This window comes from Pseudomonas sp. HLS-6 TE3448, from assembly GCF_053629555.1.
Genome location: NZ_JBRJIO010000001.1, coordinates 3,151,463 through 3,173,812 on the forward strand (window position 1 = coordinate 3,151,463; position 22,350 = coordinate 3,173,812).

Annotated in this window: 23 protein-coding genes and 1 pseudogene; 8 read left to right on the forward strand and 16 right to left on the reverse strand. The window is 60.5% G+C overall.

Annotated features, from left to right (window positions below):
- The first annotated feature begins 32 nt into the window (after window positions 1–32).
- Entirely contained in the window at window positions 33–500 is a 468-nt protein-coding gene (locus AB7M23_RS14575; protein ID WP_065759483.1) for a DUF1289 domain-containing protein, read from the forward strand.
- 40 nt (window positions 501–540) lie between these two features.
- Here AB7M23_RS14575 and AB7M23_RS14580 read toward each other — a convergent pair whose 3' ends face one another.
- Window positions 541–1,404 (reverse strand): universal stress protein, encoded by an 864-nt coding sequence (locus AB7M23_RS14580; protein ID WP_065759482.1) that lies wholly within the window; start codon window positions 1,402–1,404, stop codon window positions 541–543.
- A 153-nt stretch (window positions 1,405–1,557) separates the two neighbouring features.
- On the opposite strand from AB7M23_RS14580, the gene miaE reads away from it, so the two are divergent.
- The gene (gene miaE / locus AB7M23_RS14585) at window positions 1,558–2,169 is read left to right on the forward strand and encodes a tRNA isopentenyl-2-thiomethyl-A-37 hydroxylase MiaE (RefSeq protein ID WP_454241141.1); all 612 of its coding nucleotides are present in this window, start codon (window positions 1,558–1,560) and stop codon (window positions 2,167–2,169) included.
- A gap of 95 nt (window positions 2,170–2,264) precedes the next feature.
- Here the strand turns inward: miaE and AB7M23_RS14590 are convergent, their stop codons facing one another.
- Window positions 2,265–2,987, reverse strand: coding sequence for a UDP-2,3-diacylglucosamine diphosphatase (locus AB7M23_RS14590; RefSeq protein ID WP_454241142.1), 723 nt, complete (start codon window positions 2,985–2,987; stop codon window positions 2,265–2,267).
- A complete protein-coding gene (locus AB7M23_RS14595; protein ID WP_065759480.1) occupies window positions 2,984–3,487 on the reverse strand; it encodes a peptidylprolyl isomerase in 504 nt (167 codons plus the stop codon). The genes AB7M23_RS14590 and AB7M23_RS14595 overlap by 4 nt, the downstream gene beginning before the upstream one ends.
- 235 nt (window positions 3,488–3,722) lie before the next feature.
- Between AB7M23_RS14595 and AB7M23_RS14600 the strand changes: the two genes are divergently transcribed.
- Together AB7M23_RS14600 and cysS are read left to right on the forward strand one after the other, a co-directional pair.
- On the forward strand, window positions 3,723–5,426 hold the full coding sequence (locus AB7M23_RS14600; protein ID WP_065759479.1) for a glutamine--tRNA ligase/YqeY domain fusion protein: 1,704 nt from the start codon (window positions 3,723–3,725) through the stop codon (window positions 5,424–5,426).
- Window positions 5,427–5,435: 9 nt separating this feature from the next.
- A complete protein-coding gene (gene cysS / locus AB7M23_RS14605; protein WP_454241143.1) occupies window positions 5,436–6,818 on the forward strand; it encodes a cysteine--tRNA ligase in 1,383 nt (460 codons plus the stop codon).
- Window positions 6,819–6,890: 72 nt separating this feature from the next.
- Here cysS and AB7M23_RS14610 read toward each other — a convergent pair whose 3' ends face one another.
- The 4 genes from AB7M23_RS14610 to arsA form a co-directional block, all read right to left on the reverse strand.
- Window positions 6,891–8,267 carry a sensor histidine kinase gene (locus tag AB7M23_RS14610; protein WP_102052579.1) on the reverse strand — a complete coding sequence of 459 codons (1,377 nt, stop codon included), beginning with the start codon at window positions 8,265–8,267 and terminating at the stop codon, window positions 6,891–6,893.
- Window positions 8,245–8,925: a response regulator transcription factor gene (locus tag AB7M23_RS14615; protein ID WP_065759476.1), complete on the reverse strand. Its 681-nt coding sequence runs from the start codon at window positions 8,923–8,925 to the stop codon at window positions 8,245–8,247. Before AB7M23_RS14615 ends, AB7M23_RS14610 begins: the two co-directional genes overlap by 23 nt.
- Window positions 8,926–9,072: 147 nt before the next feature.
- Window positions 9,073–10,092 carry a branched-chain amino acid aminotransferase gene (locus AB7M23_RS14620; RefSeq protein WP_065759475.1) on the reverse strand — a complete coding sequence of 340 codons (1,020 nt, stop codon included), beginning with the start codon at window positions 10,090–10,092 and terminating at the stop codon, window positions 9,073–9,075.
- 229 nt (window positions 10,093–10,321) lie between these two features.
- A complete protein-coding gene (gene arsA, locus AB7M23_RS14625; protein WP_454241144.1) occupies window positions 10,322–12,088 on the reverse strand; it encodes an arsenical pump-driving ATPase in 1,767 nt (588 codons plus the stop codon).
- Window positions 12,089–12,395: 307 nt separating this feature from the next.
- Between arsA and AB7M23_RS14630 the strand changes: the two genes are divergently transcribed.
- Genes AB7M23_RS14630 through AB7M23_RS14645 form a run of 4 tightly spaced genes read left to right on the forward strand, consistent with a single transcriptional unit; the run spans window position 12,396 to window position 14,554 of the window.
- A complete protein-coding gene (locus tag AB7M23_RS14630) occupies window positions 12,396–12,965 on the forward strand; it encodes a chalcone isomerase family protein (protein WP_454241145.1) in 570 nt (189 codons plus the stop codon).
- 17 nt (window positions 12,966–12,982) lie between these two features.
- Window positions 12,983–13,516: a DUF3833 domain-containing protein gene (locus AB7M23_RS14635; RefSeq protein WP_102052605.1), complete on the forward strand. Its 534-nt coding sequence runs from the start codon at window positions 12,983–12,985 to the stop codon at window positions 13,514–13,516.
- Window positions 13,513–14,199, forward strand: coding sequence for an SDR family NAD(P)-dependent oxidoreductase (locus tag AB7M23_RS14640; protein WP_065759473.1), 687 nt, complete (start codon window positions 13,513–13,515; stop codon window positions 14,197–14,199). The genes AB7M23_RS14635 and AB7M23_RS14640 overlap by 4 nt, the downstream gene beginning before the upstream one ends.
- A 49-nt stretch (window positions 14,200–14,248) precedes the next feature.
- Complete coding sequence (locus tag AB7M23_RS14645) at window positions 14,249–14,554, forward strand: DUF6482 family protein (RefSeq protein ID WP_065759472.1); 306 nt, start codon at window positions 14,249–14,251, stop codon at window positions 14,552–14,554.
- A gap of 46 nt (window positions 14,555–14,600) precedes the next feature.
- On the opposite strand, the gene AB7M23_RS14650 is transcribed toward AB7M23_RS14645, so the two are convergent.
- The 9 genes and pseudogenes from AB7M23_RS14650 to AB7M23_RS14690 all read right to left on the reverse strand — a co-directional run bounded on the left by AB7M23_RS14650 (window position 14,601) and on the right by AB7M23_RS14690 (window position 22,294).
- Window positions 14,601–15,095 carry a DUF2878 domain-containing protein gene (locus AB7M23_RS14650; protein WP_454241146.1) on the reverse strand — a complete coding sequence of 165 codons (495 nt, stop codon included), beginning with the start codon at window positions 15,093–15,095 and terminating at the stop codon, window positions 14,601–14,603.
- A gap of 2 nt (window positions 15,096–15,097) precedes the next feature.
- Window positions 15,098–16,366: a class I SAM-dependent methyltransferase gene (locus AB7M23_RS14655; protein ID WP_454241147.1), complete on the reverse strand. Its 1,269-nt coding sequence runs from the start codon at window positions 16,364–16,366 to the stop codon at window positions 15,098–15,100.
- Window positions 16,353–17,153: a DUF1365 domain-containing protein gene (locus tag AB7M23_RS14660; RefSeq protein ID WP_102052574.1), complete on the reverse strand. Its 801-nt coding sequence runs from the start codon at window positions 17,151–17,153 to the stop codon at window positions 16,353–16,355. The genes AB7M23_RS14655 and AB7M23_RS14660 overlap by 14 nt, the downstream gene beginning before the upstream one ends.
- Window positions 17,150–18,397: an NAD(P)/FAD-dependent oxidoreductase gene (locus AB7M23_RS14665; protein ID WP_454241148.1), complete on the reverse strand. Its 1,248-nt coding sequence runs from the start codon at window positions 18,395–18,397 to the stop codon at window positions 17,150–17,152. Before AB7M23_RS14665 ends, AB7M23_RS14660 begins: the two co-directional genes overlap by 4 nt.
- A gap of 4 nt (window positions 18,398–18,401) precedes the next feature.
- A pseudogene (locus AB7M23_RS14670) lies at window positions 18,402–19,158 on the reverse strand (SDR family NAD(P)-dependent oxidoreductase).
- On the reverse strand, window positions 19,155–19,577 hold the full coding sequence (locus tag AB7M23_RS14675) for a nuclear transport factor 2 family protein (protein ID WP_102052571.1): 423 nt from the start codon (window positions 19,575–19,577) through the stop codon (window positions 19,155–19,157). Before AB7M23_RS14675 ends, AB7M23_RS14670 begins: the two are co-directional and overlap by 4 nt.
- A gap of 109 nt (window positions 19,578–19,686) precedes the next feature.
- Window positions 19,687–19,902 (reverse strand): TIGR02450 family Trp-rich protein, encoded by a 216-nt coding sequence (locus tag AB7M23_RS14680; RefSeq protein ID WP_065759465.1) that lies wholly within the window; start codon window positions 19,900–19,902, stop codon window positions 19,687–19,689.
- A gap of 94 nt (window positions 19,903–19,996) precedes the next feature.
- Window positions 19,997–21,394, reverse strand: coding sequence for an MBL fold metallo-hydrolase RNA specificity domain-containing protein (locus tag AB7M23_RS14685; RefSeq protein ID WP_454241149.1), 1,398 nt, complete (start codon window positions 21,392–21,394; stop codon window positions 19,997–19,999).
- Between the two features lie 114 nt (window positions 21,395–21,508).
- Entirely contained in the window at window positions 21,509–22,294 is a 786-nt protein-coding gene (locus AB7M23_RS14690) for a helix-turn-helix domain-containing protein (RefSeq protein ID WP_102052570.1), read from the reverse strand.
- Between the last annotated feature and the right edge of the window lie 56 nt (window positions 22,295–22,350).

Sequence of the window (22,350 nt, forward strand, 5' to 3'; positions counted from 1 at the left end):
GGCCTGTCCTGTCGCCTTGCTGTTGATCCCCCATGCCCAATCATTCCATCAAGACGCCTTGCGTCGGCCTTTGCTCCACTGTCTACGGCGACCTGGTGTGCCGCGGTTGCAAGCGCTTTCATCATGAAGTGATCCAGTGGAACGGTTACAGCGAAGAGGAAAAACGTGCGGTCTGGATGCGCCTGGAGCAACTGTTGGTGCAGGTGATGACGGCCAAGCTGGAAGTCTTCGATAGTGCGCGCCTGCGCCAGCAACTGGAGCAGCGACAGATTCGCTTCGTGCCGCAGCAGTCGGAGTATTGCTGGGCGTATCAACTGATTGCCCGAGGGGCGCGGGTGATCCGCGATGTGGAAGCCTACGGCATGGTTCTGCTGCCGGAGTTTCGCGAGTGGGAGTTGCCGCAGTTGCGCGATGCGATTGATCGCGAATTCTTCCTGCTGTCCGAGGCCCACTACCAGCGCTATATCGCGCCGGGCTTTTTGAAGAACGGGCTGGGCTGATACAGCGGGTCGGAGCCGGCGATGCCGGCCCCGACGGTGGCTAGCCTTTGGCCAGTTCTGCCAGGTGGTCGGCAGCTTCTTCGCTCTTGAGCACCAGTACATCGCTTTCCAGTGCGTCGAGTACCACCTCGGCAGTATTGCCGATCAGGGCGCCGGTGATGCCTGTGCGTGCCACCGTGCCGATCACGGTGAGCACGGCGTCCAGTTCTTTCACGTAGTGAGGAATCAGTACATCGGCGGGGCCTTCGGCGACATGCAGGCGTTCGTCGCTGATATCAAACTCCGCCTGGAACGCCTTGCACTCTTCGCGGTAGCGGGCCTCGATGGTTTCCTTGAGCTGATAGATCGGGTCGGCTGCCGAGAGCATGGGCGAGGGGTGGGCGCTGACGACATGCAGTTGGCCTTTGGCCAGGGTGGCGATCTCATAGCTGTGGTCGACGATGCGCTTGTGCAGGCGGCGATGGTGTTCATCATGGTTGCCAACATCCACGGCCGCCAGAATGACGCCGTTGGTCCAGGGCCTTTCGTGCTTGACCATCAGGACGGCGCACGGGCATAGACGCAACAGCTTCCAGTCCGATGGCGTGAGCAGGGCTTTTTTCAGCGGGTTGTCCGGGCGATGCTCTTTGATCACCAGTTCGCAGCCTTCGGCCTGTTGCACGTCGATGATCGACTCGTGCAGGGTGTCGTGCCAAGTCTGCTCGTAGGTGACATTGTTGTAGCCATCGTCGTGAAGCTGGCTGCACAGCAGGCTGAGCAGGGCGCTGTGGTCTTGTTTCTTGTCGCACATCAACAGGTGCAAGCGGGCACCTGTGGCGCCGGCGATGAGTTTTGCCCGGGTCAGGGCCCGGCTGTGGGCGTGCGTCGGGTCAAGTACCACCAGGATGCTGCGGACGGCTTGCATGAGCATGAACTCCCTTCTTCAATAGCGACCAATGACTGACTATAGTCGGCGCTCGATGGATCGGGTGTTGATACACATCAAGCATAGCCGGTGGTGATCGTCGCCTGCGTGCGTATAATTGCCGGCTTTGTCGTCGTCCTGTCCGTGAGCACCATGCACCTTATTCCCGAAATCGATGCGTTCCTGGCCTGCCGTACCCCTGATGCCTGGGTGGAGGCTGCGTTGGCCGATCAGGAGACGATGCTGATCGACCACAAGAATTGTGAGTTCAAGGCTGCCAGTACCGCCATGAGCCTGATGGCCAAATACAATACGCACATTGACCTGATCAACATGATGTCGCGCCTGGCCCGCGAAGAATTGGTCCACCATGAGCAGGTGTTACGCCTGATGAAGCGGCGCAAAATCGCCTTGCGGCCGGTCTCGGCAGGTCGCTATGCGTCGGGCTTGCGGGCGGTTGTGCGTAACCATGAACCGGTAAAGCTGGTCGACACCCTGGTGGTCGGTGCTTTTATCGAGGCGCGCAGTTGCGAGCGTTTCGCTGCCGTAGTGCCGCACCTGGACGAGGAACTGGGCAAGTTTTATAACGGCTTGCTCAAGAGTGAGGCTCGGCATTTCCAGGGTTACCTGAAGCTGGCCTATCAGTACGGTGAAGAAGCTGATGTCGACCGGGCGGTAGAGAAGGTCCGGGCGGCCGAAGCGGAGCTGATCACCGCGCCGGACAACGAGTTCCGCTTCCATAGCGGCGTTCCCAGCTGGCAGTAACGGCCCGCACGCGAAAAGGGGCATGGCCCCGGCCTTGTTGGTGATGGTGTCACCGGCATGCCTCTGCCCGAGCAGGGCGTGCCGACGACAGGTGTTCAGCGGAAAGCGAACGGTGCCAGTTGAAAGCCTTGCTCATCCACCTGCAAGGCCCAGCCCTGACGGTCCCAGTCCCCCAGTACGATACGCCGTGCTGGCGTATTGCCCAGCGCCAGTTTGTGAATCGCCGGGCGATGAGTGTGCCCGTGCACCAGGGTGCGCACGCCATGCTGCTGCATGACCCGTGGCACTTCCTCGGGCGTCACATCGACAATGTCGTTGGCCTTCATGCGGGTTTGCGTACGGCTTTCGCTGCGCAGCTTGCGCGCCAGTTTCTGTCGTGTACTCAGCGGCAAATGCCGCAGTATCCACAGGCTGAGCGGGTTGCGCAGGTAGCGGCGCAGCTTCATGTAGGCCAGGTCACGGGTACACAGGCTGTCGCCGTGCATCAGTAACACCGGTTCGCCACCCATTTCGACCACGCAGGGATCGTTCAGCAAGGTGCAGCCCGCTGCCTTGCAGAATGCCTGGCCGATCAGGAAGTCGCGGTTGCCATGCATCAGGAAAATCTGCGTGCCACTGTCGCTCAAGGCGCGCAGGGCCTGACAGATGGATGCCTGGTAAGGCGTCATGGCGTCGTCGCCGATCCAGGCTTCGAAAAAATCGCCAAGAATGTACAGCGCCTGGGCCTGTCGGGCGCGGCCCTCAAGCAGATCAAGAAACGCCCGGGTAATGTCCGGGCGTTCTTCTTGCAGGTGCAGATCGGAGATCAGCAGTATCACTCAATGATCTCGGCTTTCTCGATGATCACGTCGTCTTTCGGTACGTCCTGGTGGCCGGCCTTGGAGCCGGTAGGGACGGCCTTGATCTTGTCGACGACGTCCTGGCCTTCGATCACTTCACCGAACACGGCGTAGCCCCAGCCTTGCACGTTCTTGCCGCTGTGGTTGAGGAAATCGTTGTTGGCAACGTTGATGAAGAACTGCGCCGAGGCCGAATGCGGCTCCATGGTGCGGGCCATGGCGATGGTGTACTTGGCGTTGCTCAGGCCGTTGTCCGCTTCGTTCTGGATGCTTGGACGCTTGTCTTTCTTTTCTTTCATGCCAGGCTCGAAACCGCCGCCCTGGATCATGAAGTTGCCGATGACGCGGTGGAAAATGGTGTTCGAGTAGTGGCCGGCGTTGACGTACTCGATGAAGTTGGCCACGGTAATCGGGGCCTTTTCGGCGTTCAGTTGCAGGACGATGTCGCCGTGGTTGGTGCTCAGTTTGACTTTGGACATGCTGAAATTCGCTCTTTTCAAGGCAATTGAAATAGGTTGCGCAGGATCGCGTAATAACCCTGACGCTCAGTCTACAGGCGGCGATACGCGGTTCGCGGCTGTTTTTTTGCAATGGCGGTCAATATTCGCGCCTGTTTGTCGGTGCTGACCTGTCGGCAGCTTGACTGCTTCGGCTATGATAAGCGCTTTGATTTAGTCGGCCTACCCTGGCCGTGTACCCGTATTCAAGGATCCTATGAGCAAGCCCACTGCTGACACCGCTCCCAACGCCGCTGCCAAAGGCGCTCCCGCTGTCCCTGCGAACTTCTTGCGACCGATCGTGCAGGCTGACCTGGACTCGGGCAAGCACAGCAGCATCGTCACTCGTTTCCCGCCAGAGCCCAATGGTTACCTGCACATCGGCCACGCCAAGTCGATCTGTGTGAACTTTGGCCTGGCCGAGGAGTTCGGTGGTGCCTGCCACCTGCGTTTCGATGACACCAACCCGGCCAAAGAGGACCAGGAGTACATCGACGCGATCCAGAGCGACGTCAAGTGGCTGGGCTTTCAGTGGACCGGTCCGGTGCGTTATGCCTCCGACTACTTCGGCCAGCTCCATGCGTGGGCCGTCGAGCTGATCAAGGCCGGCAAGGCCTATGTCTGCGACCTGACCCCGGAGCAGGCCCGCGAGTACCGTGGCAACCTGACCGAGCCAGGCAAGAACAGCCCGTTCCGTGAGCGTTCGGTCGAGGAAAACCTGGACCTGTTCGCCCGCATGAAGGCTGGCGAGTTCAAGGACGGCGAGCGTGTACTGCGGGCCAAGATCGACATGGCTTCGCCGAACATGAACATGCGCGACCCGATCCTCTATCGTATTCGTCACGCCCATCACCACCAGACCGGTGACACGTGGTGCATCTACCCGAACTATGACTTCACCCATGGCCAATCCGACGCCATCGAAGGCATTACCCATTCGATCTGCACCCTCGAATTCGAAGGCCACCGCCCGCTGTACGAGTGGTTCCTGGACAACCTGCCGGTGCCGGCCAAGCCGCGCCAGTACGAGTTCAGCCGCCTGAACCTGAACTACACCATTACCAGCAAGCGCAAGCTCAAGCAGTTGGTCGACGAGCAGCACGTCAACGGCTGGGATGACCCGCGCATGTCGACGCTGTCCGGTTTCCGTCGTCGTGGCTACACCCCGGCTTCGATCCGCAACTTCTGCGACATGATCGGTACCAACCGTTCCGACGGTGTCGTCGACATGGCCATGCTCGAATTCAGCATCCGTGATGACCTCGACCGTACTGCGCCACGTGCGATGTGCGTGCTGCGCCCGTTGAAAGTGGTCATTACCAACTACCCGGAAGGCCAGGTCGAGCAGCTCGAACTGCCATGCCATCCGAAGGAAGACATGGGCGTTCGCGTCCTGCCGTTCGCTCGCGAGCTCTACATCGACCGCGACGATTTCATGGAAGAGCCGCCAAAAGGTTACAAGCGCCTGGAGCCTGCCGGTGAAGTGCGCCTGCGTGGCAGCTACGTGATTCGTGCCGACGAGGCCATCAAGGACGCCGACGGCAACATCGTCGAGCTGCGTTGCTCGTACGACCCGGACACCCTCGGCAAGAACCCGGAAGGCCGCAAGGTCAAAGGCGTCATCCACTGGGTGCCGGCGGCTGAGAGCGTCGAGTGTGAAGTACGCCTTTACGATCGTCTGTTCCGCTCCGCCAACCCGGAGAAAACCGAGGAGGGCGGCAGCTTCCTGGACAACATCAATCCCGATTCGCTGCAGGTGCTGAGTGGTTGTCGGGCGGAACCTTCTCTGGGCAAGGCCCAGGCTGAAGACCGCTTCCAGTTCGAGCGCGAAGGTTACTTCTGCGTCGACATGAAAGACTCCCAACCGGGCCGCCCGGTGTTCAACCGCACCGTGACCCTGCGCGATTCGTGGGGCAGCTAAGGAATCCTCGTGCTTACCATCTACAACACCCTGACCAAGAGCAAGGAAGTCTTCACCCCGCTGGAAGGCAACAAGGTACGGATGTACGTCTGCGGCATGACCGTGTACGACTTCTGCCACCTGGGCCATGGTCGCAGCATGGTCGCGTTCGATCTGGTCACCCGCTGGCTGCGTTATAGCGGCTACGACCTGACCTACGTGCGCAACATCACCGACATCGACGACAAGATCATCAACCGTGCCAACGAGAACGGCGAGTCGTTCGACGCCTTGACCGCACGCATGATCGACGCGATGCACGAAGACGAGCGCCGGCTGAACATCCTGCCTCCAGATCAGGAGCCGCGTGCCACCGATCATATCGCCGGCATGCACGCGATGATCCAGACCCTGATCGACAAGGGCTATGCCTACGCGCCGGGTAATGGTGACGTGTACTACCGGGTCGGCAAGTTTGTCGGCTATGGCAAGCTGTCGCGCAAAAAGATCGAAGACCTGCGTATCGGCGCACGGATCGAGGTTGACGAAGCCAAGCAGGACCCGCTGGACTTCGTCCTCTGGAAAGGCGTCAAGCCGGGTGAGCCGAGCTGGCCGTCGCCATGGGGCCCAGGGCGTCCAGGCTGGCACATCGAATGCTCGGTGATGTCCACCTGCTGCCTGGGCGAGAGCTTCGACATTCATGGTGGCGGCAACGACCTGGAGTTCCCGCACCACGAGAACGAAATCGCCCAGAGCGAAGCGGCAACCGGCAAGCCATACGCCAAGGCCTGGATGCACTGCGGGATGATTCGCATCAATGGCGAGAAGATGTCCAAGTCCTTGAACAACTTCTTCACCATTCGCGATGTGCTCGAGAAGTATCACCCGGAAGTGGTCCGTTACCTGCTGGTATCGAGCCATTACCGCAGCTCGATCAACTATTCCGAAGACAGCCTGCGTGAGTCCAAGGGTGCGCTGGAGCGCTTCTATCATGCACTGCGTGGCCTGCCGCTGGTTCCGGCGCAAGGTGGCGAAGAGTATGTCGAGCGCTTCAAGGTCGCGATGAACGACGACTTTGGCACGCCTGAGGCCTGCGCGGTGCTGTTCGACCTGGTACGCGAGATCAACCGTGTGCGTGACGCTGAGCCGCAGATCGCTGCCGGTCTTGCTGCTCGCCTGCGCGAGCTGGCGGGGCTGCTGGGTGTGTTGCAGCTGGATGCCGATGACTTCCTGCGTGCGGGCGCCGAGGGTCGTGTCGATGCCGCCGAGGTTGAAGCACTGATCCAGGCGCGTCTGCAGGCGCGGACCAACAAGGATTGGGCCGAGTCCGACCGTATCCGTGATCAGCTGACCGCCATGGGCGTGGTGCTTGAAGACAGCAAGGGCGGCACTACCTGGCGCCTGGCTGACTGACCAGCTGCGCCCTCGCAGGCAAGCCTGCTCCCACTGTGGGAGCGGGTCTTGCCCGCGATTCCCTCGCCAGTGCTACCGGCGACAATGCAGCACGAGCTTGGCGCCACCCAGCGCGCTTTCTCCTATCTCCAGATCGAACCCATGCAGGTCGACGATCGCTGCAACGATCGACAGGCCCAGTCCAAACCCTGGGTGCCGATGACCTTCCTCGCTGCGATAAAACCGTTTTAACACCGCCTGGCGCTCGTCTTCCGGAATACCGGGGCCGCTGTCCTGTACCTCGATATGCACGCCCTGTGCATCGCTGTGGGCGCTCAGTGCGACCTGGCCGTGGGCCGGGGTGAACTTGATCGCATTGCTCAGCAGGTTGGCCAGTGCCTCGAACAGCAATTCGCGGTCGCCGTGCAGGCTGGGCAGTTGGTTGGGTATCTGCAGGCTCAGGTTGATGTCGCCGTCTTCAGCCAATGGAAGGTAGAAGTCGTACAGCTCCAGCAGCAGTGCATGCGGGTCCAGTTCGACGAACCCGGCACGGCGTTGACGGTCTTCCAGTTCGCTGATGCGCAGCAGGCCGCGAAAGCGCGCCATCAGCGTGTCGGTTTCCGCGATAGCGTGGTCCAGTTGCTGGGTTTGTGCGGAGTCGTCGCCCGCTTGTTGGCGAATGCGGTACAGCTGGGCGCGCAGGCGGGTGAGGGGGGTACGCAGGTCGTGGGCAATGTTGTCGCATACACCCTTGACCTCGTGCATCAGCCGTTCGATACGGTCGAGCATGGCGTTGACGATGGCCGCCAGCATGTCCAGCTCGTCACGCCGCGGGGACAGTGGCAGGCGGTGTGTCAGGTCGCCGGCGACGATCTGTTCGGCGCTGGCCTGGATCGCCCGGATGCGTTTGAGCGGGCGACGGCGCAGCAGGTACCAGCCGGCGATGCCTGGAATGATCGTCAGTGAAAGCCCCCAGAGCAGGGCATGCAGGATGATCCGGGTAACCACGAACAGCGAGCCATTGTCACGTACCAGAACCAGCCACCGGCCGTCAGGGACCTTCAAGGCTACTGCATCGCAACTGTCCTTGGGCAAGTGGGGGGCATCTTCATCCAGGCAGCGGCCAAGCTCATGGATTCTGCCATCCAGGCCCAGCTCCGGGGGAATCTTGCGAATCTCGCCACTGAGTGGATTGAAGGCTGCATCGAACAGGCCGTAGGCATCGAAGCTGCGCTCCTCGAAGGCCTGGCTGGCAATCAGCGCATCATCCAGTTGTTTGCCGCTCATGTGTGCAAACAGGTGCTGGCGTTGTTGCAGCGAGTGCCGGGTGAGTTTGTTCAGGTAGCCGGACACCTCAAAGTACAACACCCCCATGAGGATGCTGCTCCAGGCCACGAAAAGGAAGCTGTACAGCGCCAGCAGGCGACTTGTGGATGAGCTCCAGCCCTTAGACGGGTTCGGCAATGGCATAGCCGGAGCCCCGCACAGTGCGAATCAGCGGCACTTGGCCCGGGGCGTCGATTTTCTTGCGCAGGCGACCGATATGCACGTCGATCAGGTTGGTGCCGGGATCAAAGTGGTAGCCCCAGACTTCCTCGAAAATCATCATGCGGGTGATGACCTGGCCGGCATGGCGCATGAGGAACTCCAGCAGCTTGTACTCGGTCGGTAACAGGTTGAGTGCCAGTTCGCCGCGTCGGGCTTCGTGGCTGATCAGGTCCAGTTCCAGGTCGGCGACCTGCAGGCGAGTCTGTGTGATGCCGGTGTTGTTTCGGCGCAGCAGTACTTCGACCCTGGCGGCCATCTCATCGGACGCAAATGGTTTGGTCAGGTAGTCGTCGCCGCCGGCGCGCAGGCCACGTACCCGCTCATCGACATCGGAGAGGGCGCTGATCATCAGGATCGGCGTGGTGATCTTCAGGTTGCGCAACGTGGTGACGATCGTCAGGCCGTCGAGCTCAGGCAGCATGCGGTCCAGCGTGATGAGGTCATAGCTGCCGGCGATGGCCTTGGCCAGGCCTTCACGGCCGTTGTTGGCCCAGTCAACCTCCAGGCCATGGCTGGAAAGTTCGGCGACGATCTCCTGGGCGGTGACAGCGTCGTCTTCGATAGTCAGTACGCGAGGCATGCTTTTACCTGGGCGGCGAGTGGAAGCTCGATTGTGCCAAAGAATAGGCGGTGCTCGGGTTAAAGAAAAATTCATCTAGCCGATCGCCGGTACGGCCGAGCGCTTCAGGCCAGAAAAAGAAACCCCGCCGGGAGGCGGGGTTCGGAATCAGGCGACCTTGACGATCCAGCCTTCCGGCGCTTCGACATCGCCACTCTGGATGCCAGTCAGCTCGTTGTAGAGCTTCTGGGTTACCGGGCCGACATCTGTCTCGCTGTAGAACACGTGCAGCTTGCCGTTGTACTCGATGCCACCAATCGGGGTGATCACCGCAGCGGTGCCGCAGGCGCCTGCTTCGGTAAAGCGGTCGAGTTCGTCGATCAGTACGTCGCCTTCGATCACGTTCAGGCCCAGACGCGATTTCGCCAGTTCGATCAGCGACAGGCGGGTGATGCCAGGCAGTACCGAGGCGGACTTCGGCGTGACGAATTCGTTGTTCTTGGTAATACCAAAGAAGTTGGCCGAGCCGACTTCCTCGATCTTCTTGTGGGTCAGTGGGTCAAGGTAGATGCAGTCGGCGAAGTGGGCTTTCTTGGCCTCGGCACCTGGCATCAGGCTGGCGGCGTAGTTACCACCGACCTTGGCGGCACCGGTGCCCTGTGGCGCGGCGCGGTCATAGCTGGAGATCAGGAAGTTGTGCGGCTTCATGCCGCCCTTGAAGTACGAGCCAACCGGGATCGCGAAGATCGAGAAGATGAACTCGGGCGCGGTACGCACGCCGATGTTGTCGCCTACACCAATGACGAACGGGCGCAGGTACAGCGCACCTTTGCCGTAGGGCGGAATGAAGCGCTCGTTGGCCTTGACCACTTGCTTGCAGGCTTCGATGAAGGCTTCGGTCGGTACCTGCGGCATCAGCAGGCGCGCGCAGCTGCGCTGCATGCGCTGGGCGTTCTGGTCAGGGCGGAACAGGTTGATCGAGCCGTCCTTGCAGCGGTAGGCCTTCAGGCCTTCGAAACACTGCTGGCCGTAATGCAGCGCGGTGGAGCCTTCGCTGATGTGCAGGGTGTTGTCTTCGGTCAGGGTGCCCTGGTCCCACTCACCGTTGCGCCAGTGCGACAGGTAGCGCTTGTCGGTCTTGATGTAGTCGAAGCCCAGCTTGTCCCAGTTAATGCTTTCGTTACTCATGGCACCCTCGATCGGTTGGCAAATGCCTGGTTGGTCAGGCGACGCATCTTGCGCAGGCAGCCACGATAATACATCCCGTGCAGATCGGAAACGCCTAGACGTGCATATTGGACGTGCGTAGGTGCCTCTTGCTGCACGGTCTCGGCAATCCGCGCCCGGTGTTCGACTAATGTCGTGGGGCTGATGCGCCGATCATGTCCCAGGCTCATCAGCCATGCACCAATTGCCCTTACCTGTCTCGGGGCTGTTCCTTGCTCAGTTCGAGCAGGCGTTCTACCCCGATGGGCTCCTCGGCCATCAGGGGGATCACGGCATAGCGTCTGGCGTGCTCACTGGCCACGTGCTCGATTTCCCTGAGCTCATTCTTTGCCCGTCTACGAAGCAGGGGCGATTGGGTTGTGGTGGCCGCGATGCTGTTGTTGATCACCCATGCCCAAGGCTCAATGCCAGCACGCCGCAGGTCGGCTTGCAGGTTGGCCGCTTCAAGTACCGGTGTCGTTTCGGCCAGTGTTACCAGCAATACCTTGGTTTTCTTCGGGTCTTGCAACTGCATCATCGGGGTACTGAAGTGCATGTTGCTGCCTTCCATTTGTCGGGCGATGTCGCGGTGGTAGGCCCCCGTGGCATCCAGCAACAACAGGGTGTGCCCGGTCGGGGCTGTGTCCATGACCACAAACCGCCTGCCGGCCTCTCGAATGACTCTGGAAAACGCCTGGAAGACGGCGATCTCTTCAGTGCAGGGCGAGCGCAGGTCTTCGGCCAAAAGGGCTTTTCCCTGCTCATCCAGGGCCGCGCCTTTGGTGGCCATCACGTGATCGCGATACCGCTGGGTTTCAACCTTGGGATCAATGCGGCTGAGGGTCAGGTTGCTCATTGAGCCGCTCAGGGTGTCGGCCAGATGCGCTGCCGGGTCCGAGGTGGTGAGGTGAACCGGCAAGCCCCGGTGGGCCAGTTCGACGGCCACCGCCGCTGCCAGGGTGGTTTTACCTACGCCACCTTTGCCCATGATCATGACCAGCCCGTGGCCATCCAGGGCGATGTCATCGACGAGGTCGCTCAGGCTTGGCGCATCAATGCGAACGGCGGGGGGCTGAAGGCCTTCAGCGTCACCCTTATCACGCAACAACTGTTTCAGGGCTTCAATGCCGACCAGGTCGAAGGCCTTCAGTGGCAGTTGATCCAGCGGCAGTGGCTTGAGTACGTCAGGCATTTGGGCAAGCGCCAACTGCTCCCGCGCATACACCGCTGCAGCCAGTGGGTCTTTTTCTGCTTCGCTGCCGGGCAGCACGCCGTTGACCACCAGGTACTGCTCGCGAAGGCCGAGGGTGGCGAGTTCTTCATGGGTGTGGGCCGCCTCGCGTAGCGCGGCATTTTGTGCCCGAGCGACCAGTACCAGCCGCGTGCGTGCCGGGTCGCAGAGCGCCTCAACCGCCTTGCGGTACTGGTCATGCTGTTTGTCGAGGCCCGCCAGCGGTCCAAGGCAGGAGGCGTCGCCCTTGCCGGTATCAAGAAAGCCACTCCAGGCGCCAGGGAGCTGCAGCAGGCGAATGGTATGCCCGGTAGGGGCGGTGTCAAAGATGATGTGTTCATAGGTGTCGGTTTGTCGGGAGCCGACCAGTAGTGCTGTGAACTCGTCGAAGGCCGCAATTTCCGTGGTGCAGGCGCCAGACAATTGCTCTTCCATGTTCTTCACGACACTGGCCTCAAGCACGCCCCGGGCAGGGCCAACAATGCGGTCTCGATAGGCCTGCGCTGCAGCCTGTGGGTCAATTTCGAGCGCTGACAAATTGGCCACCGAGGGCACCGGGGTGATGTGGTTGCCAATGCTGATGCCAAACACTTGTCCAACGTTAGACGCCGGGTCGGTACTCACTAGCAGTACGCGCCGACCTTGTGCGGTGAGCTGCAATGCCGTGGCGCAGGCAATCGAGGTTTTGCCCACACCGCCTTTGCCAGTGAAAAACAGAAAGCGCGGGGCATTTTCAAGAAACTGCATGAGGTGTTCCCTGTCGACGGTTCGGCAATCGCCAAAACCTGTGTTTGGAAATAAACGTGCGCATCAGTCTAGTGCCTGTCAGGGCAAGGCAATCACAGGGTGCCCAGGTTTCTTGCTGCGGAACCTGCTCCGGGCTTGAATCGGCATGACCTCTTGACAGTAAGTTGTACAAAAAACGGCGAAGCATCGCATTAAGCTGTACAAAACCAATTTTATGTACAACTATTTTGAAGTGCCGCTGTGCATGCAGTACCGAATGCCAGAGAAACCAACATTTCGGCGTTGTCAGAAAAGGTAGAGCCATGCCATGGACAGATCGCTATTTCCCCTGCTGCGTCAGTGTCTGACGCGCGTGGTCGACCGCAGGACCTTGGGCTTGTTGTTCAGCGCCCTGTTGTTGTGCAGCCCCGGTGCTTTCGCCAGTTGGCAGGCGCTGCTGCCCGGTGGTCGTTTGATCGGTAGCGCCGAGTTTCGGCTCTATGGTTTTCGTGTGTACAACGCGAGCCTGTGGGGCGCTTCGGCCCAGGTGGACTATCAGCAACCCTTTGCGCTTGAGCTGACCTATCACCGGTCGATTACCCGTGCCCAACTGGTAGACGTCAGCGTTGATGAAATACGTCGACTACGGGGCGGGTCGGTCGATGAAGTGCAACTCAAGCTGTGGCAGGCACAGATGGCGCGGGCCTTTGTCGATGTCGAACCGGGGCAGCGGATCATCGGGGTGTTCTTGCCCGGTGCCGGTGCGCGGTTCTACGTGGATGATCGTTTGCATTACGAGGTCGCAGACCCTGCGTTTTCGCGGGCGTTCTTTGATATCTGGTTTGACCCGCGTACACGTAACCCTGAGTTACGCCAGCGCTTGCTGGGCGGGCAATGACGATGAGGGTAAGCATGATGTGGAAGTCCTGTCTGCTGGCGTGCTGCTTGCTGTTGAGCAGTTGCGGCAACGTCGAAGTCGATCATTACCGCAACGAGGCGCCAGCATTGGACTTGCCGCGGTTCTTCTCGGTGCCCGTCCAGGCCTGGGGCATGTTCCAGAAGCGTTCGGGTGAGGTGGTCAAGCGTTTCCACGTGACCATTGAGGGGCGGATGGAAGGGCGCGTGCTGATCCTCGATGAGCGCTTCGTTTACAGCGATGGCACCCGTCAGCAACGCGTTTGGCGCCTGACACCGAAGGGGCCGGGGCGCTGGAGCGGTACGGCGGGTGACGTGATCGGCGAAGCCGAAGGTCAGGTGGCCGGTAATGCACTGCGTTGGCGTTACACCCTCAACCTGGAGGTGGACGGCGCGTTTTATCCGGTGCAGTTCGATGACTGGATGTACCTGATGGATGACAACACACTGATCAATCGCTCGTTCATGTCCAAGTTTGGCCTGGAGTTGGGGCAGGTGACCCTGTTCTTCCGGCGCGGCGGGGGTGAACCATGAACAGCCTGCCGGAGGGCTATCGGGCATTGGTGATCGGTGCGAGTGGGGCGATCGGTGGTGCTTTCGTTGATACGCTGCGTGAGGATCCCCGGTGTGCCGCCGTGCATGGCCTGGGGCGTGGCACACACCCGGTACTGGATTTGACCGACCCTCAGAGCATCGCCATGGCCGCACAGTTTTATGAAGGCCAGCCACCGTTTGATCTGATCGTCTTGGCTGCCGGTGTTCTGTACGGTGAGGGCTTCATGCCGGAGAAGGCGCTGGAGTCACTGAACCAGGCGCAACTGTTGGCAACGTTTCAGATCAATGCCATTGGCCCTGCACTGGTGTTGCGGCACTTTTTGCCCCTGCTCGGGAGCAACGGTCTGCTGGCGGTACTGTCGGCCAAGGTCGGTAGCATCGCGGACAATCACCTGGGTGGCTGGTACAGCTACCGGGCCTCGAAGGCGGCGTTGAACATGCTCCTTAAAACGGCAGCGATCGAAGCTGCGCGGCGTTGGCCCGGCAAGCGCCTGGTTGCGCTGCATCCTGGCACTGTTGCTTCAGCCTTGTCGCGACCTTTTCGTCCGGAAGCGCGGGCTCCGCGTGACGCCGTGGCGGACATGCTGGCCGTGCTTGACGGAGTCACCGCCGCCGACAGCGGCAGCTTTTTCAGCTACCAGGGCGAACGTTTGCCCTGGTAGTTCCACTGTGGCACCTCTAGACGGGGCTATGCCCCTGGGAGCGTCAAGTATGAACCTTCAGCAACTGTCAGGCTTTGCCGATGCCGGGCGCATTGACGAGCTCAATCTGGTTTCTCTTGAAGGCGGTATCTATGTCTTGCAGGCACTGATGGAGGGAAAGCTGCACCCGTTGCTTGACGAGCAGGGACACAACCTCTGCCTGCGCTCGACGACGCACGCCCGAGAGGTGTTGCAGCATTTACCTGAAATCCCCTGCCTGCTGGTGCAGAAGGTGGTGCATGACGAAATGTGCGGGCTGGGTAACAGTGCTGATGCGCCGCTGAAACTGCCGTTCTCCATACGCTCTACCTGGTAGTTGCAAGGAAACGGCGCGTGGCCCGAAGCGGTACCCTTGGCACCGCTCATTTCGGGCTTCTAGCCACGCGGTGCAAGGCGGGCAACAACAGCGCCCAGAGTATGGCCAGCAGGGCCAAGGATGGCCAAAGCCCATAGGGTAGGCCGACGTCTGCCAGGCGTGCACCGGCATAGTAAGACAACGGCCCACCCAACGCGCCGACAAGTGCCGCCAGCCAGAGGCGGGATGCCGTCCAGGCCAGGCTCTGGCGCAAGGTGCTGGCGAATAGCAGCCAGAGCATCGCCAGCCAGCCCGGCAGTACCCAGCGCGGCTCACCGAAATCGAACACGCCCAGGTTCAGTAACAGGCTGTCCAGCGCCCAGCCACAGGCAGCGATTTTCAACAGCTGGCGACATTCGCGTACCCGTACCGGAGCCCACGCCACGTGCAAGGCCAGGCATCCCAGTGCCAGCAATAGCCAGGCCGGGTGCCGTGCGCCAAATATGCAGGCTGCCCAGCCGATCTGGAACAGCACTGCATTGCCAATCAGGCGTCGGTTCATCCTCAGGCTTCCAGTGCCTCTAGCAGCGGCGCGGGACGGGCATCAGGTTTGGCCAGGACCAATTGCGCCACGCCGATACCACGTTCCAGGAAGCCACCCTCGCAGTAGCAGAAGTAGAACTCCCACATACGTTGAAAGGTTTCGTCGTAGCCCAACAGCTGCAATGCGTGGCGTCCCCGGCAGAGGTTCTCGTGCCAGTGGCGCAGGGTGCGTGCGTAATGCAGGCCGAAGTCTTCCAGGTGATGGACGTTCAGGTCCGTGTTACGGCTGGCAACGTCCAGCATGCGGCTCAGCGAGGGTAGGGCGCCACCGGGGAAAATGTAGCGCTGGATGAAGTCCACCGAGCGCCTGGCCTGTTCATAGCGCTGGTCACGGATGGTAATGGCTTGCAACAGCATCAGACCATCGTCCTTGAGCAGGCGTGCGCACTGTTGGAAGTAGTTGGGCAGGAAACGGTGGCCCACCGCTTCGATCATTTCGATCGAAACCAGCTTGTCATAGCGTCCTTCAAGGTCACGGTAGTCCTTGCGCAGGACAGTAATGCGCGCTTGCAGGCCTTGCTCGGCAACACGCTTGCAGGTGTAGGCGTACTGCTCTTCGGACAGTGTCGTGGTGGTCACGCGGCAGCCGTAATGAATGGCGGCGTAGAGCGCCATGCTGCCCCAGCCGGTGCCGATTTCCAGCAAATGATCGCTGGCTTGCAGGTCAAGCTTGCGACAGATGCGCTCCAGTTTGTTCAACTGTGCCTGTTCGAGGCTGTCTTCTGAGCTGCGGAACATTGCCGCCGAGTACATCATGGTCGGGTCCAGCAGGTGCTCGAACAGTTCATTGCCCAGGTCGTAGTGTGCGGCAATGTTGCGCTTGGAGCCCCTTCGGGTGTTGCGGTTGAGCCAGTGCAGGCCCTGAACCAGAGGACGCCCGAGGCGCGCCAGGCCGCCTTCCATGGCGTCGAGTACGTCAAGGTTGGCGACGAACAGGCGAACCACGGCGGTCAGGTCAGGGCTGGTCCAGTGACCGTGTACGTAAGCTTCCCCGGCGCCGATCGAACCGTTGGTGGCGATCAGCCCCCACAGTGCATCATCCAGCACCTGAAGCTCGGCCATCAGGCTGGCATGGGGTTCGCCGAATATCAGGCGCTGGCCGTCTACTACGACGGTCAGTTGGCCTTTGCGCAGTTGCGCCAGTTGGCGCAGCACCAGGCGTTTGAGCAAGCCTGTGCTACCGGCGGCGAGGGCTCCGCTTTTGGCTACGGCCAGGTTAGGGCTCTTCATGGTCAACGTCCTCGCTACGGTTACGGGCGACACGTAAATGCCGCTGGGTGTTGTAATGGGAAAAGATCGGCGTGCGCTTGAGCAGCAGGCGCAGGGCTTGCCAATAGATGGCAGTAACGGTTTTCGCCGACATCCAGGGAAAGGCGATCAATTGGCGGTGCAAGGTGCTGCGGGTCAGGGCTATGCGGTTCAGACCAAGACCGGCTTCAAACACCTTCTGCGGCCCATGCCAGTCCTGCATGGTGATGTTCAGGTGTTGCCCTGGCGCGGTGAAGCGCATGCGGTACTCCAGGTCGGGTGGCAAAAATGGCGAGACGTGAAAGGCTTTGGCGACGCTGAACTGCTGCACGCCGTGTTCATTGCACGGCAGCACATAGTGGAAGCGCTCGCGCCAGGGGGTATTGGTGACTTCGCACAGAATCGCCGCGAGCGTGTCATGCTCGTCGAAACAGAAGAAGAAACTCACCGGGTTGAAGGCCAATCCCCAGTTCCGCGCCTGGGTCAACAGGCGTATGGCGCCACCCGGTGCGTAACCCAGGGCCTCCACGAGCAGCAGATTGACCGCATCGGCAAGCGCCATGCCGTTGCGTGTGTAGCGTGGCAAGTAATCCTGTTCGCGGAAGCTGAACGCCGAAAACCGCTCGCGCCCGGCAAACGGGCTTAATGCAAACAATGCATCCTGCTCGGCCAGGTCCAGGTACAACATGCTCATGCGGTAGCGAAAGGCATGCGCGCGCGGGGACAGGCGCCGGTGGCTGACCCAGCCTTCATACAAGGCGCTGTTCATAATCGTTCACCGAAGTGCTGAGCCACCTTCAGTGCACTGACCACGCCATCCTCATGGAAGCCGTTGGCCCAGTAGGCGCCGCAGTAGTAGCTGTGCTGCGGGCCCATCAGTTCAGCGTGACGTGCCTGGGCCGCAAGGGCTTCGAGGCTGTACTGGGGGTGCGCGTAGCGAAAGCGACCGAGCACCTGTGCCGGGTCAATGGCGTCACTCTGGTTGAGGCTTACGCAGAGGGTGCGTGGTGCGTCCAGGCCTTGCAGGATGTTCATGTTGTAGGTCACGGCCGCTGGGCTGTGCTCGGGGCCACCCAGGCGGTAGTTCCAGCTCGCCCAGGCCAGGCGACGGTCGGGGAGCAGGCGCGTGTCGGTATGCAGCACGACATCGTTCTGCGCATAGCGTATGGCGCCGAGTATCTGTTGTTCCTGTTCGGTAGGCGTTTCCAGCAGCGCCAGTGCCTGGTCGCTGTGACAGGCAAACACCACCTTGTCGAAACGCTCGGTGCCGACAGCGCTTGTGATACTGACGCCCTCGGTGTCACGGCGTACACGTTGCACCGGGCAGTTCAGGCGGATGTGCTTGGCGTAGCTGGCTGTCAGTGGCTTGATGTAGGCACTGGAGCCGCCCTGGATAACCCGCCATTGCGGGCGGTTGGTGACTGAGAGCAGGCCATGGTTGCGAAAAAAACGTACGAAGAACGCCAAGGGAAAGCCGAGCATGTCGGCCAGTGACATCGACCAGATCGCCGCCCCCATCGGCACGATGTAGTGTTCGATGAAGCGATTGCCGTAGCCACGCTGTTGCAGGTAGCTGCCGAGGGTCGTGCTGGCGTCGATGTGCTGGCGGTCGAGGTCCAGTGGTGCTTCGCGATTGAAGCGCAGAATGTCCCGCAGCATTCCCCAGAACGCCGGTGAAATCAGGTTGCTGCGTTGAGCGAAGAGGCTGTTGAGGTTATTGCCGTTGTACTCCAGGCCGGTCTTTGGCTCATGTACCGAAAAGCTCATCTCGGTGGGGCGTGAGGTCACGCCCAGATGGTCCATCAGGGCAATGAAATTCGGGTAGGTCCAGTTGTTGAAGACGATGAAGCCGGTGTCGACCGCATAGTTCTGCTCGTTCAATTGAACGTTCACGGTATGGGTATGGCCGCCTACTCGCCCTTCGGCCTCGAATACGGTGATGTCGTGGTTACGCTGCAGCAGGTAGGCTGCCGTCAGGCCGGCAATTCCGCTGCCGACGATTGCAATACGCATGGGGTCAGGACTCCTGGCCAGGCCGTGCAAGCCGCTTGCCCAGTGCCAGTTGCCAGTGTTTTGGCAGGTGGCCGAGCAGCTTCAGGCAGGCGATAAACAGTGCTGGGAACGCCACTTCATAAGGACGGGCGCTCCAGTTTTCGGGCGATGTGGCGGGCGGCTTTTTCCGCCGACCAGCGCAACGGCATGGGGAAGTCGTTGCGTCGTGTCAGGGGCGTATCTACAAAACCCGGGCTGACCAGCGTGACCGCGATGCCTTGGGCATCCAGGTCGATCCGCAGTGAGTCGATCAGGTAGCGCAGGGCCGCTTTGGAGGCACCGTAGGCACCTGCTCGCGGGAGGGGCAGAAAGGTCACTGAACTGCCTATGGCCACCAGGTGCGGTTCATGGCCGCGTTGCAGCAGGGGCAGCGCGGTCTCGATGGTCAGGCTGGCGGTAAACAGGTTGGCTTGGACCACGCGCATCACCAGCGCGGCCTCGAAGTGCTCGGGCGTGAGGTATTCGCAGGTACCGGCATTGGCGATGACTTGATCCAGCGCGCCCCAGTGTTGAGTGATGCGCTCGCCAATTTGCCTGACCTGATTGCTGTCGAGCAGGTCGCCTGGCACGAGCAGTACCTGCCCGGGGAAGCGTGTCGCGAGTTGTTGCAGTGGGGCCGTGCTGCGCGCGGTCAGTGCGAGCTGATGGCCTTGCTCAAGCAGCACTTCGGCCAAGGCTGCGCCAATCCCGCTGCTGGCGCCGGTAAGCCAGATTCGCTTCATGCCAGCCTCCGCTTGAGCCCGCGGATCACGCTACCCAGCAAGGGCAGGTGTTCATAGAGCAGTGCGCCGGCATCGAAGTAGTCGCGGTGATAGTAGACCTTGTCTGCCCAGCGCAGATGGGAGCATCCGGTAACGCTGACAGGCGCTCCACCACGCAGGCGGGGGTGACGGTAGGTCATGGTCCAGCGCAGGTAGCCCGAACCTTCGGCGACTGCGTCATGGCCGTGGAACTGGAAGCTCAAGTCCTCGACATTGGCATACAGCTCGGAAAAGTAACGCTGCAGGGCGTTCAGCCCATTGATCTGATGCAGCGGGTCGATAAAGCACACGTCAGTGCTGTAGAGGCTTGAAAGGTGCTCCAGGTGGTCGCGATCCAGGGCGGCGAATCGCTCGGCGAACTGCTGCAGGAAGGTCGACATCCATAGGCCTCTAACTTGTACATTTGTAGGAATTTGTACAAGTTAAGGCTAAGGCAATATCTGTACAAGTCAATTTTTTTGTATAGATATTTTTTGTATCAATTTTGGGTCATTGCCAGCCTGTCCTCCAGCGCTCGCTGTCGCGAAGCTCGCGCCAGTCCAGCCATTCGCTACGACCGCTGTAGATGGCTTGCAACTCGATCTTCAGCAATGTGCCTTGTTCGTCATGCAGCAGATCGGTTACCAGAAAGTGTTTCTCTCGATTGAGTGGTGTGCAGGCTGTCCATTTGGACAAGGCCAGCTTTCGTGGATTGAAGCGGTTCATGGGAGCTCCTGCCGGTAACGCGGTGCTGTTCAGGGAGGGCGTCGGCGCAATTGCTGTCGAGTTATATTGTACAAATATATTTTCATGTACAAGCCTATTTTGCGTTGGGTGCTGTGGCGGTGTTGGGGCTCGCAGCTGCTATCTCGGCTTGTTCCAGGTGTTCCGGTACCGAGACGGACCAGCCGAGCTCAAGGCTGATGCGGCGACGCAGGGTATCGGCTGCCTCCGGTTCACCATGCACCACATAGGTGTGTTTGGGTGGGCGCTTGAAGCCACGCAGCCATTGCATGATTTCATCGGCGTCGGCATGTGCCGACAGGCTCTCCAGGGACACCACTTCGGCTCGCACCGGAACATCCTCGCCGTGCAGTCGAATGGAGGGCGCACCGGCGATGATCTGTGCTCCCCGGGTGCCGCCTGCCTGATAGCCGGAAAACAACAGGGTGTTATGCGGGTTGGGCGCCAGGGTCTTGAGGTGGAACAGCACCCGTCCACCGGTGGCCATTCCGCTGGCGGCGATAATCACGGCCGGGCCACGCTGTTGGTCCAGGCGTTTGGATTCTTCAACGGTGCGCACGATGTGGGTGGCGCGAAACATCGACTCGCATTCGCGTGGGGACAGCCGGTGTTCACTGCAAAATCGCTGATACAGCACCGTCGCATCTGTCGCCATGGGGCTGTTCAAATAGATCGGCAGGTCAGGAATCGCGCCGCTCTGTTTAAGGCGCGAGAGGTGATACATCAGCAACTGGGCACGGCCCACGGCAAAGGACGGAACCAGAGTAATGCCATGGCGCAGGGCTGTGCGGGTGATGACGTCAGCCAGTTGCTTTTCGGTGTCTTCGGGTGGGTGCAGGCGATCACCGTAGGTGGATTCAACGAACAGGTAGTCGGCCTCTTCGATGAGCTCCGGGGCGAGCATGATCGGGTCGTTGAAACGGCCCAGGTCACCGGAAAATACCCAGGTGGAACCGTCGGCGATGATCTCCACGGTTGCCGCCCCAAGGATGTGACCGGCAGACCTCAGGTGTATCCGGACGTCGGCGAGGATGTCTTGTGGATGGTGCAGGGCAATGGGGCGAAAGTGCTTGAGGGCGCGCTTGGCGTCGTCCTCGGTGTACAGCGGCAGCGCCGGATGGTGTTTGGAGAAGCCTCGCCGATTGGCGTATTCGGCCTGTTCCTCTTGCAGGCGACCGCTGTCGAGCAACAGGATACTGGCCAGTTCGCAGGTGGCCTCTGTGGCGTAGATGGGCCCGCGGTAACCGTCCCTCACCAGTGCCGGGATGTAGCCGCTATGGTCCAGGTGAGCATGGGTCAGGACGATGGCGTCCAGGCTGCGCGGTGGCATGGGGAACGGGGCCCAGTTGCGTACGCGCAAATGTTTGTAGCCCTGAAACAGCCCGCAGTCGACCAGTACGCGCTGACCGTTATGTTCCAGTAGGTACTTGCTGCCGGTAACCGTACCGGCGGCGCCGAGAAACGTGACGTGCATGGCATGTCTCCTCAACAACCCTGTCAACAGGCTGATACCACGCGCTGTGGCCAGGCCGGTTGTTCCTGTGTGCCCGCCCGGCAGTGCGTTGTCGGGCCTTGGCATGGGCGCGCGTCACGTACTCCAGTGATGCTCCATTGCCATGAGAGCGGGCATGTCCAGAATTTCCACCTCGCGCCCCGCAAAGCGAACGATCTGCAAATCGCGCAGGCGTGCCATGCACCGGCAGATGGTTTCGAGCCTTAACCCCAGGTATGAGGCAATGTCTTCGCGGGTCATACGCAAAACAAAACCCAGTGCCGAATAGCCACGCATGGCATAGCGTTGGGATAACTGTAGAAGAAAAGCGGCGAAGCGCTCATCGGCGTTCATGTTGCACATCATCAGTAGCCGCTCATTGTCCCGGACGATCTGCCGGCTCATCAGGCGGTTCAGGGTTTGTTGCAGAGCGGGGCAGTTGCGGGCCAGTTGCTCGATCTGGTGATAGGGGATCGGGCACACTTCGCTGTCTTCCAGTGCCAATGCGCTGCAGGCATAACGCGAGGTACTGATGGCATCAAGCCCCATCACTTCACCGGCCATCATGAAGTCGGCGACCATGCCGCGGCCGTGGGCGTCGATCAAGGAAATCTTGAAACAGCCCATGCGGACGGCGTAGAGGTAGGTTAGCGGATCATTGGAATGGTAAAGGGCAGCGCCTTTCTTGATGCGCATGCGCTGTGAGATCAATGAATTGAAGGTGTCGCGCTCGGCATGTGAGCAGCCGCCCGGCAAACAAAAGGCGCGTACTGCGCATTGAGCACAGGAAGCGCCTAGAGAGAACAGCCTGGTGCGTGAAACGGTGGGCGTGGTTTGCAGTTCGGCGTGTTCTAGAGCGACTGCGTTATTGTTAGGTTGCATAGCGTCTTGCTCCATGGGGAAGCGGTGAACTTCTGAAGCAGAGGCCACTGGGCACT

What these genes read in the sequence shown, in the direction of transcription:
- AB7M23_RS14575 (WP_065759483.1), top strand. Translation starts at nt 33, where the DNA reads ATGCCCAATCATTCCATCAAGACGCCTTGCGTCGGCCTTTGCTCCACT.
- AB7M23_RS14580 (WP_065759482.1), bottom strand. Translation starts at nt 1,404, where the DNA reads ATGCAAGCCGTCCGCAGCATCCTGGTGGTACTTGACCCGACGCACGCC.
- miaE (WP_454241141.1), top strand. Translation starts at nt 1,558, where the DNA reads ATGCACCTTATTCCCGAAATCGATGCGTTCCTGGCCTGCCGTACCCCT.
- AB7M23_RS14595 (WP_065759480.1), bottom strand. Translation starts at nt 3,487, where the DNA reads ATGTCCAAAGTCAAACTGAGCACCAACCACGGCGACATCGTCCTGCAA.
- AB7M23_RS14600 (WP_065759479.1), top strand. Translation starts at nt 3,723, where the DNA reads ATGAGCAAGCCCACTGCTGACACCGCTCCCAACGCCGCTGCCAAAGGC.
- AB7M23_RS14610 (WP_102052579.1), bottom strand. Translation starts at nt 8,267, where the DNA reads ATGCCATTGCCGAACCCGTCTAAGGGCTGGAGCTCATCCACAAGTCGC.
- AB7M23_RS14615 (WP_065759476.1), bottom strand. Translation starts at nt 8,925, where the DNA reads ATGCCTCGCGTACTGACTATCGAAGACGACGCTGTCACCGCCCAGGAG.
- AB7M23_RS14620 (WP_065759475.1), bottom strand. Translation starts at nt 10,092, where the DNA reads ATGAGTAACGAAAGCATTAACTGGGACAAGCTGGGCTTCGACTACATC.
- arsA (WP_454241144.1), bottom strand. Translation starts at nt 12,088, where the DNA reads ATGCAGTTTCTTGAAAATGCCCCGCGCTTTCTGTTTTTCACTGGCAAA.
- AB7M23_RS14630 (WP_454241145.1), top strand. Translation starts at nt 12,396, where the DNA reads ATGGACAGATCGCTATTTCCCCTGCTGCGTCAGTGTCTGACGCGCGTG.
- AB7M23_RS14635 (WP_102052605.1), top strand. Translation starts at nt 12,983, where the DNA reads ATGTGGAAGTCCTGTCTGCTGGCGTGCTGCTTGCTGTTGAGCAGTTGC.
- AB7M23_RS14640 (WP_065759473.1), top strand. Translation starts at nt 13,513, where the DNA reads ATGAACAGCCTGCCGGAGGGCTATCGGGCATTGGTGATCGGTGCGAGT.
- AB7M23_RS14645 (WP_065759472.1), top strand. Translation starts at nt 14,249, where the DNA reads ATGAACCTTCAGCAACTGTCAGGCTTTGCCGATGCCGGGCGCATTGAC.
- AB7M23_RS14650 (WP_454241146.1), bottom strand. Translation starts at nt 15,095, where the DNA reads ATGAACCGACGCCTGATTGGCAATGCAGTGCTGTTCCAGATCGGCTGG.
- AB7M23_RS14655 (WP_454241147.1), bottom strand. Translation starts at nt 16,366, where the DNA reads ATGAAGAGCCCTAACCTGGCCGTAGCCAAAAGCGGAGCCCTCGCCGCC.
- AB7M23_RS14660 (WP_102052574.1), bottom strand. Translation starts at nt 17,153, where the DNA reads ATGAACAGCGCCTTGTATGAAGGCTGGGTCAGCCACCGGCGCCTGTCC.
- AB7M23_RS14665 (WP_454241148.1), bottom strand. Translation starts at nt 18,397, where the DNA reads ATGCGTATTGCAATCGTCGGCAGCGGAATTGCCGGCCTGACGGCAGCC.
- AB7M23_RS14675 (WP_102052571.1), bottom strand. Translation starts at nt 19,577, where the DNA reads ATGTCGACCTTCCTGCAGCAGTTCGCCGAGCGATTCGCCGCCCTGGAT.
- AB7M23_RS14680 (WP_065759465.1), bottom strand. Translation starts at nt 19,902, where the DNA reads ATGAACCGCTTCAATCCACGAAAGCTGGCCTTGTCCAAATGGACAGCC.
- AB7M23_RS14685 (WP_454241149.1), bottom strand. Translation starts at nt 21,394, where the DNA reads ATGCACGTCACGTTTCTCGGCGCCGCCGGTACGGTTACCGGCAGCAAG.
- AB7M23_RS14690 (WP_102052570.1), bottom strand. Translation starts at nt 22,294, where the DNA reads ATGCAACCTAACAATAACGCAGTCGCTCTAGAACACGCCGAACTGCAA.